Origin of the sequence: Snodgrassella sp. ESL0253 (genome assembly GCF_013344965.1) — a bacterium.
GTDB lineage: Bacteria > Pseudomonadota > Gammaproteobacteria > Burkholderiales > Neisseriaceae > Snodgrassella > Snodgrassella alvi_B.
In genome coordinates this window covers 51,247-64,080 of record NZ_JAAEDQ010000009.1, presented here as the reverse complement: position 1 = coordinate 64,080, position 12,834 = coordinate 51,247, and the positions used below count along the sequence as shown (strand labels likewise).

At 44.1% G+C, this 12,834-nt stretch carries 12 protein-coding genes and 6 tRNA genes; 4 read left to right on the top strand and 14 right to left on the bottom strand.

What is annotated here, in order from left to right; genetic code table 11:
- Positions 1 to 35: 35 nt before the first annotated feature.
- The 7 genes from gltA to GYX26_RS08320 all read right to left on the bottom strand — a co-directional run bounded on the left by gltA (position 36) and on the right by GYX26_RS08320 (position 5,726).
- Positions 36 to 1,319: a citrate synthase gene (gene gltA / locus GYX26_RS08350; protein WP_174828865.1), complete on the bottom strand. Its 1,284-nt coding sequence runs from the start codon at positions 1,317 to 1,319 to the stop codon at positions 36 to 38.
- Between the two features lie 72 nt (positions 1,320 to 1,391).
- Positions 1,392 to 1,649: a succinate dehydrogenase assembly factor 2 gene (locus GYX26_RS08345; RefSeq protein ID WP_174828864.1), complete on the bottom strand. Its 258-nt coding sequence runs from the start codon at positions 1,647 to 1,649 to the stop codon at positions 1,392 to 1,394.
- Positions 1,649 to 2,353, bottom strand: a complete 705-nt coding sequence (locus GYX26_RS08340) for a succinate dehydrogenase iron-sulfur subunit (RefSeq protein ID WP_100112962.1) — start codon at positions 2,351 to 2,353, stop codon at positions 1,649 to 1,651. The genes GYX26_RS08345 and GYX26_RS08340 overlap by 1 nt, the downstream gene beginning before the upstream one ends.
- Positions 2,354 to 2,365: 12 nt before the next feature.
- Positions 2,366 to 4,135 (bottom strand): succinate dehydrogenase flavoprotein subunit, encoded by a 1,770-nt coding sequence (gene sdhA, locus GYX26_RS08335; protein WP_238791262.1) that lies wholly within the window; start codon positions 4,133 to 4,135, stop codon positions 2,366 to 2,368.
- Between the two features lie 2 nt (positions 4,136 to 4,137).
- Entirely contained in the window at positions 4,138 to 4,485 is a 348-nt protein-coding gene (gene sdhD / locus GYX26_RS08330) for a succinate dehydrogenase, hydrophobic membrane anchor protein (RefSeq protein WP_174828862.1), read from the bottom strand.
- Positions 4,482 to 4,862 carry a succinate dehydrogenase, cytochrome b556 subunit gene (gene sdhC / locus GYX26_RS08325; RefSeq protein ID WP_174828861.1) on the bottom strand — a complete coding sequence of 127 codons (381 nt, stop codon included), beginning with the start codon at positions 4,860 to 4,862 and terminating at the stop codon, positions 4,482 to 4,484. The genes sdhD and sdhC overlap by 4 nt, the downstream gene beginning before the upstream one ends.
- Before the next feature lie 141 nt (positions 4,863 to 5,003).
- Positions 5,004 to 5,726: a GntR family transcriptional regulator gene (locus GYX26_RS08320; protein WP_255453858.1), complete on the bottom strand. Its 723-nt coding sequence runs from the start codon at positions 5,724 to 5,726 to the stop codon at positions 5,004 to 5,006.
- 261 nt (positions 5,727 to 5,987) lie between these two features.
- On the opposite strand from GYX26_RS08320, the gene GYX26_RS08315 reads away from it, so the two are divergent.
- Complete coding sequence (locus GYX26_RS08315) at positions 5,988 to 6,965, top strand: malate dehydrogenase (protein WP_174828859.1); 978 nt, start codon at positions 5,988 to 5,990, stop codon at positions 6,963 to 6,965.
- Between the two features lie 77 nt (positions 6,966 to 7,042).
- Here GYX26_RS08315 and GYX26_RS08310 read toward each other — a convergent pair whose 3' ends face one another.
- Positions 7,043 to 7,225 (bottom strand): hypothetical protein, encoded by a 183-nt coding sequence (locus tag GYX26_RS08310; RefSeq protein WP_174828858.1) that lies wholly within the window; start codon positions 7,223 to 7,225, stop codon positions 7,043 to 7,045.
- A gap of 81 nt (positions 7,226 to 7,306) precedes the next feature.
- Between GYX26_RS08310 and GYX26_RS08305 the strand changes: the two genes are divergently transcribed.
- From GYX26_RS08305 to argS, 3 genes are all read left to right on the top strand, one after another.
- On the top strand, positions 7,307 to 8,446 hold the full coding sequence (locus GYX26_RS08305) for a homoserine O-acetyltransferase (protein WP_174828857.1): 1,140 nt from the start codon (positions 7,307 to 7,309) through the stop codon (positions 8,444 to 8,446).
- Positions 8,443 to 9,039 (top strand): methionine biosynthesis protein MetW, encoded by a 597-nt coding sequence (gene metW, locus GYX26_RS08300; RefSeq protein WP_100112965.1) that lies wholly within the window; start codon positions 8,443 to 8,445, stop codon positions 9,037 to 9,039. Before GYX26_RS08305 ends, metW begins: the two co-directional genes overlap by 4 nt.
- Positions 9,040 to 9,320: 281 nt before the next feature.
- Positions 9,321 to 11,042, top strand: a complete 1,722-nt coding sequence (gene argS / locus GYX26_RS08295; protein ID WP_174828856.1) for an arginine--tRNA ligase — start codon at positions 9,321 to 9,323, stop codon at positions 11,040 to 11,042.
- A gap of 579 nt (positions 11,043 to 11,621) precedes the next feature.
- Here the strand turns inward: argS and GYX26_RS08290 are convergent.
- The 6 genes from GYX26_RS08290 to GYX26_RS08265 form a co-directional block, all read right to left on the bottom strand.
- Positions 11,622 to 11,706 (bottom strand) — tRNA-Leu (locus GYX26_RS08290).
- Positions 11,707 to 11,991: 285 nt separating this feature from the next.
- Positions 11,992 to 12,067: transfer RNA gene (locus GYX26_RS08285), tRNA-Val, on the bottom strand.
- A gap of 28 nt (positions 12,068 to 12,095) precedes the next feature.
- A tRNA-Asp gene (locus GYX26_RS08280) sits at positions 12,096 to 12,172 on the bottom strand.
- A 32-nt stretch (positions 12,173 to 12,204) separates the two neighbouring features.
- Positions 12,205 to 12,280, bottom strand: a tRNA-Val gene (locus GYX26_RS08275).
- Between the two features lie 30 nt (positions 12,281 to 12,310).
- Positions 12,311 to 12,387: transfer RNA gene (locus GYX26_RS08270), tRNA-Asp, on the bottom strand.
- Positions 12,388 to 12,419: 32 nt separating this feature from the next.
- A tRNA-Val gene (locus tag GYX26_RS08265) sits at positions 12,420 to 12,495 on the bottom strand.
- Positions 12,496 to 12,834 lie beyond the last annotated feature (339 nt).

Below are 12,834 nucleotides of genomic sequence, written 5' to 3'. Positions count from 1 at the left end.
AGGCAGCTTATAAAGCTGCCTGAACACACAAATAATTAGCGTTTATCTACAGGTAGATAATCGCGCCGGCCAGAACCAGTATATAGCTGTCGTGGACGGCCAATTTTCTGATTCGGGTCAGCAATCATTTCGTGCCAGTGTGATACCCAACCTACGGTACGGGCTAAAGCAAACAGCACAGTGAACATCGTGGTCGGAATACCCAATGCACTTAAAACAATACCGGAGTAAAAATCAACGTTGGGATACAGCTTGCGTTCAATGAAATACGGGTCTTCCAGAGCAATTTTTTCCAAAGCCATTGCCAGCTTGAATTTAGGACTGTCTTGTAATCCCAGCTCATTTAATACTTCATCACAAGTCTGTTTCATAATCTTGGCACGTGGATCCATGTTTTTGTATACACGATGCCCAAAACCCATCAGACGATAACGTTTTTCTTTAACTCCCTGTATAAATTCTTCAACACGGGATACATCACCAATCTCATCCAGCATTTTCAACACTGCCTCATTGGCACCACCATGAGCCGGCCCCCACAGGCAGGCAATACCCGCGGCAATGCAGGCAAAAGGATTGGCACCAGACGAACCAGCCAAACGCACAGTTGATGTGGAAGCATTCTGCTCATGATCCGCATGCAAAATGAAAATCCGATCCAGAGCACGTTCCAGCACAGGATTGACTACATAGTCCTCAGTTGGTTTGGCAAACATCATATGCATAAAGTTGCCGGTATAAGACAAACTGTTACGCGGATAATTAAATGGCAAACCTTTTGAGTAGCGATAACACATTGCAGCCAGAGTTGGCACCTTGGCAATCATGCGGTATTCAGCAATCCGGCGGTGATCAGGATTATTAATATCCAAACTATCCTGATAGAATGCCGCCAGTGCACCTACTACCCCTACCATCATTGACATCGGATGAGCATCACGACGAAATCCTCGGAAAAACCAGGTTAGCTGTTCATGCACCATATTATGACGCAAAACACCCAGTTCGAATTTCTGTTTTTCGACTGCATCAGGTAACTCACCATATATCAGCAAATAGCAGGTTTCCAGATAATCACTGTGCTCCGCTAGCTGTTCAATGGGATATCCACGATAATATAACTGCCCCTTTTCACCATCGATAAAGGTGATTTTCGATTCGCAGGATGCTGTTGATGTAAACCCTGGGTCAAACATAAACATGCCTGTACCAGCATACAGCTTATTAATATCAACTACATCCGGCCCCAAACTGCCAGACAATACCGGCATCTCAAAAGGCTCTTGTCCTTCAATGTTTAGTATAGCGTTCTTGGCCATCTCCAACTCCTTAATTTTCACTTTTTCTATTTAAATAAACTAAACTAAAAAACATTAACGAAAGAGAAGCATTTACAAAAATTGAGCCTGCCTGATTTTCTCCAGAACAGGCTCAAACTGGGCACTTTTACAGTTTCCAGACTGATTGATCAATGCCAGGATTTCCGGGTCAGGTAAATCCATTAACGCCACAAATGCATTCAACTCATCATCTGATAGCTGATCAAAGGTATGAGACATAAAGCGACCTAAAATAATATCCAGCTCCAGCAGGCCACGACGGGTTAACCAGCGTATGCGACGTTTGGCATTATCATCAAAATGCTGCATCAGATTGCTCTTCTTAACATTAAATCTTTAATCTTACCGATAGCCCGCGTTGGATTCAGATGTTTCGGACAAACATCCACACAATTCATAATCGTATGGCAACGGAACAGCCGGTAAGGATCATTCAGGTTATCCAGACGTTCATTAGTGCGCGTATCACGAGTATCAGCAATAAAACGATAAGCATTCAACAAACCGGACGGGCCAACAAACTTGTCCGGATTCCACCAGAACGAAGGACATGACGTAGAACAGCAGGCACACAAAATACATTCATACAGACCGTCCAGCTCTTTGCGTTCTGCCTGCGACTGTAAACGCTCCCCTGTCGGTGCCGCCGTGTCATTGATCAAATAGGGTTTAACTGAATGATATTGATTAAAGAACTGCGTAAAATCAACAATTAAGTCACGAATAACAGGCAAAGCTGGCAGTGGTTTCAAAACAATTGGCTGCTTCAAACTGCGAATATCAGTCAGACAGGCCAAGCCATTCTTACCATTAATATTCATCCCATCAGAACCACAAATGCCTTCACGGCAGGAGCGGCGAAAAGACAGGCTGTCATCCTGCGCCTTAAGCTTGATCAGCGCATCCAACAGCTTCACATCTGTAGGTTCGATTTCGAGTTCATAATCTTTCATGTACGGCTTGGCATCCACATCAGGATTGTAGCGGTACACTTGGAAGCGGATTTTTTCCATCTTGATAGTTCCTTAGTAAACGCGTTCAGCCGGTTTTATATATTCCACACTCAAAGGTTTGGTATGTACCGGCTTATATTCCAGATGCTGGTCTTCTGCGTAATATAGTGTGTGTTTCATCCAGTTTTCATCGTCACGGTTTGGATGGTCATCTGAAGCATGGGCACCACGTGATTCTTTACGTGCAGCAGCAGAAACCAGCGTAGCCTGAGCCACTTCAATCAGATTATCCAGTTCCAGTGCTTCAAGTCGTGCTGTATTCCACACTTTACTCTTGTCATGAATCTGCGTTTTGGCTACGCGTTCAGCAATCGCATTAATTTTCTCAATGCCATCCTGCAACAAAGCATCGGTACGGAACACACCTGCATGCGACTGAACACACCGTTGCAAGTCATTACGTACCTCAGATACTTCTTCACCATTAGTCTGATTATCCAGACGGCTAAGGCGTGCAAGTGTTTTCTCGCCCACATCAGCAGGCAACTCACGATGTGTACCCTGTTTCTTAATATAATCAATCATATGATCACCAGCTGCCTTACCAAACACCACCAGATCAAGTAATGAATTGGTACCCAGACGGTTAGCACCATGCACCGATGCACAGGCACATTCACCTGCTGCATAAAAACCAGGCACCGGAGCTTCCAGGTCATCACCTTTGGCCATTACCACCTGACCATGATAATTGGTAGGAATACCTCCCATCATATAGTGACAGGTTGGCACCACCGGAATCGGGTCCTTAATCGGATCAACACCAGCAAACTGAATGGAAATTTCGCGAATACCCGGCAATTTTTCCATAATTTTTTCTGCACCAAGATGATCTACTTTCAGCAGAACGTGGTCCTTATTCTTACCAACACCACGGCCTTCATGGATTTCAATGGACATAGCCCGCGAAACCACGTCACGGCAAGCCAAATCCTTCACAGTAGGTGCATAACGCTCCATAAAACGCTCACCCTCACTGTTCAGCAGAATCCCGCCTTCGCCACGTACACCCTCAGTAATCAAAACTCCGGCACCAGCCACACCAGTAGGATGGAACTGCCAGAACTCCATATCTTCCAGAGGAATACCAGCACGTGCAGCCATACCCAAACCATCACCAGTATTCATATAGGCATTGGTAGAAGAAGCATAAATACGGCCCGCGCCACCTGTGGCAAATAACACCGCCTTGGCATGCAGAATGAAAACTTCACCCGTTTCCATTTCCATGGCGACAACACCAATAACCACACCCTCGGAATCACGAATCAGATCAAGAGCAGCCCATTCAACAAAAAACTGGGTTTCTGCATGTACATTTTGCTGATACAAAGTATGCAGCATCGCGTGGCCGGTACGGTCTGCCACAGCACAGGCGCGCTCTACCGCACGTTTACCGAATTCGGCTGTATGTCCGCCAAACGGACGCTGATAAATCTTGCCAGATTCAACACGGTCAAACGGCATACCCATGTGTTCCAGTTCCACAACAGCATCAGGTGCACGGCGCGTCATGAATTCAATCGCATCCTGATCACCCAGCCAGTCAGAACCTTTAACCGTATCGTACATATGCCAGTTCCAGTGATCTTCCTGCACATTGCCAAGAGAGGCAGAGATACCACCCTGAGCGGCTACCGTATGAGAACGGGTTGGGAAAACCTTGGACAACACCACTGTATTCAAACCTGCTTTAGATAATTGCAGAGCCGCACGAAGCCCTGCACCACCGCCGCCAACGATTACTGCATCAAAACGACGTACCGGTAAACTCTTGGGCATACTCATGCTAACCCCCAAATCACTTTAACAGAATAAATCAGACTGCCAAGCAGCCATAAAATTGTGGCGACATGCAAAAACAGGCGCAAACCTGCCGGTTTAATATAGTCCATCCACAAATCACGAATGCCAACCCAGGCATGTAATACCAGCGCCAGCACAAAAATCTGTGTTATCAGACGTACCCAGGTTTGAGCAAAGAAACACTGCCATTGCTGATAACTGTGCGGTAAGCAAATAATCATGATTAAAAAGAGTACTGAATACACCAACATGACTACTGCGGTGATACGCTGCATAATCCAGTCGCGCAAACCATAGTGCGCGCCAGCCAAGTTACGATCAATCATGATAATAAGCACGCTCCATAAATAATAACGGTCAATACAATTGCGCAAACAACTACTGCTTTGGCAGAAGTTCGTGCTGTTTTCAACTCTGTGCCTTTATGAATATCCAGCAGCAGGAATCGAACACCAGCCAGACTGTGATAAACATAAGCCAGCAGCAGAACAAAAAGAACACACTTCACCAAAGGATTCTGCACAAGCGCATGATAGGTATTAAACGCAGATTCATGGGACAGCGTACCTGAAAACAGCCATAACAACAGCGGAATACAGATAAACAGCGCCACACCACTGAAACGATGAAAAATAGATACAATACCCGGAATGGGTAATCGTATCTTATGTATATCCAGATACACTGGCCTTTCTTTTTGCATCGGTAACTCCTCTTGATTATTAGAAGATTTAAAACTCAAAACTAGCGACCTGAGCCGCCTCAAACCGAAATTTACAGCAATTGACCTAGTTTTTAACAAATAGGTAAAAACAAAACACACAGATTATTTACAATTCAGCCCTCAAAATTCAGCAGTAGTACCACTTAACTGCAGAGCCTGATTTCCAAGCTGTAAATAACGCCGGCGCCACTCATAGTGCACACCGTCAACACTCTGGCTCAAACGTCCCAGACAAAGTGCAGGCAGAGCCTTATCCGCTTTCAGCAGTCTGGCTGTTTCTGGATGCAACACAGTCTGCCAGAGCCATTGTTGCGCAGTATCCACCAGAACATCATATTCAAGCAACAAAAAAGCATAAAAACTGCGGCGGCGATGTATAAATCGCACATTTAAATCCGGTAATAATGCAACAGGTAAAAATAGTTCATCTACCGCCACCTCTATATAACCAGTACGCCATAGCAACACAATTCTCCACACTGGCTCCGCTATTTTTAAGCCTAGCTGTACAGCTGTTTCCTCGTCAGCAGCAGCCAGCACCAGACTAAGGACCTCTGCTACTGGCCATACCCTTTCCGTTTTACCCTGTTGCAATACAGGTATTTCGGTAAAAGGGTAATAACCCCAGTCCCAGTTTTGCTGTGTAACAAAAGTACCTACTCCCTGATGACGCTGCAAAATGCCTCGCGATACCAGTTCATTCAAACCCTTGCGTACCGTACCCTGACTCACGCCCCATAGTGCAGCGAGATCCCATTCACTGGGTAACTGCTGTCCGGGTCTGAAATCACCATCCACAAGTAAATGTACAACCCTCTGCATTACTAACTGGTATAAAGGCATATGCCTTTTAAGCGGATTAATTTTTAATCTATTGTACGACATTTCAAACTCAAGTAAACAAAGTCTTATATAAGACATAAGATAGCACGAAAAATTGCGCCAATATTCTCAAAAAGACACCAATCTATTACGCCAATTAATTTAACCTTAAACAGAATTTTGTTATCATACGCGCCAAATTCTTGTAGTGCTGCCAAATCCACCGCTTTAAAGACAAGAAAAATATTTGTAGTCGTGTTTTTATTTTTAAGAGGATAAGTTATGAAAAAACCTGTGCGCATCGCCGTGACGGGTGCTACCGGTCAGATTGGTTATGCTTTGCTGTTCCGCATTGCCAGTGGTGACATGCTTGGAACTGATACTCCGGTTATTCTGCAACTTCTTGATTTACCACAGTCACAAACTGCTGCTCAGGGCGTGATGATGGAATTACAGGATTGCGCATTTCCTCTACTGGTCGACATGTTCGCTACACATGATCCAGAAGTAGCATTCAAAGATGCAGACATAGCCATCCTCGTTGGCGCCCGCCCGCGTACTAAAGGTATGGAACGCAGCGATCTGCTACAGGCAAATGCAGAAATATTTACCACTCAGGGTGCAGCTTTAAATAAAGTGGCCAGCCGTGATGTAAAAGTACTGGTAGTTGGTAATCCGGCCAATACCAATGCCTATATTGCCATGAAGTCCGCACCAGACCTGCCAGCTAAAAACTTCACTGCCCTGATGCGTCTGGATCAAAACCGCGCACTTAGCCAGCTGGCTGAAAAAACCGGTAAGCCAGTGAGTAAAATTAAAAAACTGTGCATATGGGGAAATCACAGCCCTACCATGTACACTGATTACCGCTTTGCAACTTTAGATAACGAAAATGTAGCAGAAATGATCAATGATCAGGACTGGTATGTAAACGAATATCTGCCTAAAGTAGGTAAACGCGGTTCTGCTATTATCGAAGCTCGCGGCCTGTCTTCAGCAGCCAGTGCCGCCAACGCCATTATTGATCAGATTCATGACTGGTTAATCGGAAGTGATGGCGAATGGGTTACCATGGGTGTACCATCCGATGGTTCCTACGGTATTCCGGAAGGAATTGTATTTGGCTTCCCCATGACCTGTGAAAATGGTGAGTACACCATTGTCAAAGATTTGCCAATTGATGAATTCAGCCAGCAGCGTATCAACCAGACTTTAGCCGAGCTTGAAGAAGAAAAAGCTGAAGTTAGCAATTTATTATAAAACACGAACAAAATATCCGGCCGGCCTGAATAGCTGGCCGGATATCTTTTATTAATCAAAACTACAACACTTCTGAATTACCAGAAATCCGATTGCAGTGCATGTAACAGCCACATCAGCGAAGTAATCAACAACAATATCAGCGCCAGACAGTGCACCCAATAACCAAGTTTCTGCTTTTGTTGTTTTCCAAGCACATACTTTAACAACACACCCAGCAAAATTACCACAACAAACAGACGCAACAATCGGCCTAGCATATATTTTCCAAAACACGTTAAATCTGTGCAAACCAGACAAAGCCGTTATAATGCCAGTTTTCTATTCTTTTACCTATTCCCATGAAAGAAATAGACAGTATTGGCATAGTTACCCCGCAGAAAATGTCTTTTGACTGCCCGTTAACCTTGCAGAACGGTTGTGTTTTACCACAGTTTGAATTAATGGTTGAAACATATGGCACCCTTAATACAGACAAAAGTAATGCGGTACTGATATGTCATGCGCTGTCTGGAAATCACCACGTTGCCGGCTACCATAGCAGTAACGATAAACATCCCGGCTGGTGGGACAATATGGTTGGCCCCGGCAAACCGGTTGATACCAACCGCTTTTTTGTCGTAGGCCTGAATAATCTGGGAGGCTGCCATGGCAGTACCGGACCACTGAGCATCAATCCGGCCACCAGCAAAGCATATGGTGCCGACTTTCCCATGGTGACAGTAAAAGACTGGGTTCAGAGTCAGGCCATGCTGGCCGACCGGCTGGGTATCCAGCAGTGGGCAGCAGTAATGGGCGGCAGCCTGGGCGGAATGCAGGCATTACAGTGGGCAATTGATCAGCCACAACGCTTACGTCATGCATTAATCATTGCCTCCGCTCCCCGGTTATCGACACAAAATATCGCTTTTAATGATGTAGCCCGTCAAGCCATTCTTACCGACCCTGATTTCTGTCAGGGTCATTATGCCCTGCAACAACGGATTCCCCGCCGTGGCTTGCGTATAGCACGCATGATGGGACACATCACCTATCTGGCAGAAGACGGGCTGGGCAAAAAATTTGGCCGGCAAATGCGTCAGCCAAACTATCAGTATGATTACAACGTTGAATTTGAAGTAGAATCCTACCTACATTATCAAGGTGATAAATTTGCCGATGCTTTTGATGCCAATAGTTATTTACTGATGACAAAAGCACTGGATTACTTTGATCCGGCGCGTGATTATGCTGGCGACTTAGTTGCCGCAGTATCAGCAATTCAGGCCAGAATACTGATTGCCAGCTTCAGCAGTGACTGGCGCTTCTCCCCCAGACGTTCACAGGAATTGCTCGACGCTCTGGTTGCCGCCAACAAACCTGTACAATATATAGCACTCCAGTCTGCCCATGGTCATGATGCATTTTTAATGGAAGACACAGACTATCAGGCTGCCATCCGTATTTATTTTAATAATATAGCCACCGAACTAACACAATGAATACTTCGTCAACACCACTGCGTGGTGACTTACAAATGATTTTCGACTGGATCGCCCCCAATAGCCGTGTGCTCGACCTAGGCTGTGGTGATGGTGAACTACTGGCTGCCCTGATCAAACACAAAAACTGTCAGGGTTACGGACTGGAAATTGCCACCAGCAGTGTTTTGGCCGCCATGCAGCGTGGCGTAAATGTCATACAGGCTGATCTGGAAGCCGGTTTGCAACACTTTAACGATAACAGCTTTGATATCATTGTTTTAAGCCAGACTATCCAAGCGATGAAAAACACCGAAAACATCCTGCAGGAAATGAAACGCGTAGCCAGAGAAGCCATTGTGACCTTTCCTAACTTCGGCTATTGGCGCAATCGCCTGCAAATCGCCTTAGGCGGACATATGCCCGTATCGGAGCGTATGCCTTATCAATGGTATAACACCCCCAATATTCACTGGTGTACACTTCAGGATTTCGACAGATTATGTACCAAAAACCATCTAAAAGTTCTGCAACGCGCCGTTATGAGTGGCAATAAACGCATCTCCCTGTGGCCAAACCTGCTGGGTAGTCTGGCCTTTTATCGCGTCGGCTGATTTTGCAGGCCTGCATAAACAACCAAATATCCATCTGCAAATCAGATAGATAGTAGCAATATCTGCTTTATCCTATACGAACAAGATATAAAATAAAAACTCAGCCCACCAACAGACCGTTATTTACCTAACCATACAACAACCCTATCCTGTTACAGAATAAATTTTCTAATCAGCAGCAAAAACGAATCAGGCTATAACCCACCTGCTACCATGTTCTGTTAATGCGATTTACGCGTATTTATGCGAAAATTAGCCATTTTCCTAATAGTTAAACCAACATGAAATTACATCAACAAGTTGCAGCTGAAGTTGAAAAAGCATTCAGCGCAACCGGACTCGCCGAACATCCAATTGTCCTGCAACCTGCTAAAAACCGTGATTTTGGTGATTATCAGATTAATGGCGTAATGGGCGCAGCCAAAAAAACCAAACAAAATCCACGCGAACTGGCACAGAAAATTGCCGATGCTCTACAGGAAAATACCCTGATTGCCACAGCAGAAGTCGCTGGCCCGGGTTTTATTAATCTGCGTCTGCGGCCGGAAAAACTGGCTCAATATATCAAAAATGCATTACAGGATGATCATTTAGGCATTATCCGCAGCAGTGAACCACAAACAATAGTTATCGATTATTCTTCACCCAATCTGGCTAAAGAAATGCACGTAGGGCATTTACGCTCCAGCATCATCGGAGACAGCCTGAACCGGGTACTGTCTTTTCTGGGACACAAAGTTATTGCGCAGAATCACGTGGGAGACTGGGGTACCCAATTTGGTATGCTGGTAGCCTATCTGACTGAACAGCAACAAAATGGTCGTGCTGATCTCGAACTGGCTGATTTGGAGCAGTTTTACCGCAACGCCAAAGTACGCTTTGACGAAGACGAAACCTTCGCCAATACCGCACGTGAATATGTAGTGAAATTACAAAGTGGCGATGCCAGCGTACTGGCCTTATGGCAACAGTTTGTACAAACATCATTACAACACGCTCAGGCTGTTTACCAAAAGCTGGGCTTAAAACTGTTACCAACCGATGTAACCGGCGAATCATTTTATAACGACCAGCTGCAATCTACCGTAAACGAACTCCTGGCCAAGGGCATTGCCGTAGACAGCGATGGAACTAAAGTAGTTTTTCTTGAAGAATTTAAAAATCAGGACGACGAACCGGCGCCATTCATTATCCAGAAAAAAGATGGTGGTTTCCTTTACGCCAGTACCGATTTAGCCTGTGTGCGCTATCGCATCAATACCTTGCACGGCAATCGTCTCTTATACGTTGTGGATGCACGCCAAAGCCTGCATTTTGATGAATTGTTCACCGTAGCCCGCAAAGCTGGCTGGCTACCCGAAACCGTACATGCTGAACACATCCCCTTTGGCACCATGATGGGCAAAGATGGCAAACCGTTTAAAACCCGCAGTGGCGACACAGTAAAACTGATGGACTTGCTCAATGAAGCTGTGACTCGTGCATCTGCTTTAGTCGCCAGTAAAAATCCCGAGCTGAGCCCTGACGAAATAGCTCATATAGGGCAAGTAGTAGGTATTGGTGCAGTGAAATATGCTGATTTAAGTAAAAACCGCACCAGCGATTACATATTTGACTGGGACAGCATGCTGTCATTTGAAGGCAATACAGCCCCCTATTTACAGTATGCCTATACCCGAGTACAAAGTGTTTTCCGCAAAGCAGGTGCATGGGATAAAAATACCAAGATTAGCCTCAATGAACCACTGGAACAACAGCTGGCAGTAGAATTACTCAAATTTGAAGACATACTTGATAGCGTTGCTGATACCGCCTATCCACATTATCTGGCAGCTTACCTGTATCAGATTGCTACCCTCTTCAGCCGTTTCTATGAAGCCTGCCCGATACTGAAAACAGATGATGCCACACGCAATAGCCGCTTACAGCTAACCAGCCTTACCGGCCAAACCCTACAACAAGGTCTGGCTTTATTAGGCATAGATACATTAGAAACTATGTAATTCAAGCAATCACTTATCTGAATCATAAACTGCACTGTTTGAATCAGCTTTATTCCACACAGTGCAGTTTTTTATAGAGATAAATCAGCAAACTGAAGCCAGCCAATTCATATTTTTAATTAAGTTCAGATTGACACCACAGAATAAAGATATTTTAAAAATCAGCATATTAACTAACATGAATTAATCAATCCAGCATAGTTAATTAAACCGGATGAGTTCATTTAAATGCTAATCTATGGCTCCGTCTTATAACCAATTCCAATACGTTAGTGCGTGCCCAGACTCTGGGTACATGTTTGAATATTCAAACTTAACTCAAACAGATATTTAGCTGCTTTCATCAAATAAAAGCTGACATAAACCTGAGATTTATCCTGATAATAATATCAAGTAAACTGGTTACAATTTGGATTGAGCTTATTCCAACTGATAAAACAAATGGATAAACAAATAAATGATTTTAAGAACAGCAGAAAAATAGAAACTTGAATCAAATGTAGGCTAGTAAATCAAACTGAACAGCATAAACAAAATAAAAAAAGATATCTTCATTTCTGAGATATCTTTTAAAATCAATGGTGCGGATAAAGAGACTCGAACTCTTACACCTTTCGGCGCCAGAACCTAAATCTGGTGCGTCTACCAATTTCGCCATATCCGCACAAACAATCAAAAACTGATCGAGCGTTAAATTATAAGATAGTTTGTAACCTCTGCCAAGTAAAATATCTCATGTATATACAAGCAGATACATATCGTTTATTCAGTAATGCATAAATATGTGTGAGAACCTGTTACCGTAAATGCTGTAGTTGCAACAAATTTATTATTGCAAATATCATCATACATTAATCGCACTATCAGCAAAAATATCACATTCAAATACCAATAATTGGATTAATCAAATAGAAAATTAATCAGGCAAGATAAAAAAGAGAGAAATTTATGGTGGGTGATGACGGAGTCGAACCGCCGACATTCTGCTTGTAAGGCAGACGCTCTACCAACTGAGCTAATCACCCATAAAGAGAAAACAGCAAAAATGCTGATTGGCGCGGCGGACGGGGCTCGAACCCGCGACCCCCGGCGTGACAGGCCGGTACTCTAACCAACTGAGCTACCACCGCGCATATTTTATGCTATGCATAAAATAAAAAACTGGTGGGTGATGACGGAGTCGAACCGCCGACATTCTGCTTGTAAGGCAGACGCTCTACCAACTGAGCTAATCACCCATAAAAAAAGAAAACAGCAAAAATGTTAATTGGCGCGGCGGACGGGGCTCGAACCCGCGACCCCCGGCGTGACAGGCCGGTACTCTAACCAACTGAGCTACCACCGCGCATGTTTTATGCTATGCATAAAACAGAAAACTGGTGGGTGATGACGGAGTCGAACCGCCGACATTCTGCTTGTAAGGCAGACGCTCTACCAACTGAGCTAATCACCCTGTGCTGTTGAGGCGCGTATTTAATCATAGAGTAAGCAACACAGCAAGCCTTTTTTTCAACATAGCGCACTTATTTTATAGTTTATTGTTTTCAAAAATAAAGTTTACCATGACCAGTAATTAATTTTTATAGGCCATAGGCAAACAATATTATCAGATACACTTTACCGGCAGATACACACTTTTCACCTGAAATTCACAAGCACATCAACATTAACAATACAATTAACTTACATCACAATTAATATCTTAAAATAGAAATCAAAATCACAAGATGATAGTGAAATTGATAACACCTATTTCCATATCCAACAAAGCTACGCTAATAGCAAAGATTCA

Coding starts and splice junctions, on each gene's coding strand:
- metW (WP_100112965.1), top strand. CDS start 8,443: ATGAATACTTCGTCAACACCACTGCGTGGTGACTTACAAATGATTTTC.
- sdhC (WP_174828861.1), bottom strand. CDS start 4,862: ATGCAAAAAGAAAGGCCAGTGTATCTGGATATACATAAGATACGATTA.
- GYX26_RS08315 (WP_174828859.1), top strand. CDS start 5,988: ATGAAAAAACCTGTGCGCATCGCCGTGACGGGTGCTACCGGTCAGATT.
- GYX26_RS08340 (WP_100112962.1), bottom strand. CDS start 2,353: ATGGAAAAAATCCGCTTCCAAGTGTACCGCTACAATCCTGATGTGGAT.
- GYX26_RS08345 (WP_174828864.1), bottom strand. CDS start 1,649: ATGCAGCATTTTGATGATAATGCCAAACGTCGCATACGCTGGTTAACC.
- GYX26_RS08305 (WP_174828857.1), top strand. CDS start 7,307: ATGAAAGAAATAGACAGTATTGGCATAGTTACCCCGCAGAAAATGTCT.
- GYX26_RS08310 (WP_174828858.1), bottom strand. CDS start 7,225: ATGCTAGGCCGATTGTTGCGTCTGTTTGTTGTGGTAATTTTGCTGGGT.
- argS (WP_174828856.1), top strand. CDS start 9,321: ATGAAATTACATCAACAAGTTGCAGCTGAAGTTGAAAAAGCATTCAGC.
- sdhD (WP_174828862.1), bottom strand. CDS start 4,485: ATGATTGATCGTAACTTGGCTGGCGCGCACTATGGTTTGCGCGACTGG.
- sdhA (WP_238791262.1), bottom strand. CDS start 4,135: ATGCCCAAGAGTTTACCGGTACGTCGTTTTGATGCAGTAATCGTTGGC.
- GYX26_RS08320 (WP_255453858.1), bottom strand. CDS start 5,726: ATGCCTTTATACCAGTTAGTAATGCAGAGGGTTGTACATTTACTTGTG.
- gltA (WP_174828865.1), bottom strand. CDS start 1,319: ATGGCCAAGAACGCTATACTAAACATTGAAGGACAAGAGCCTTTTGAG.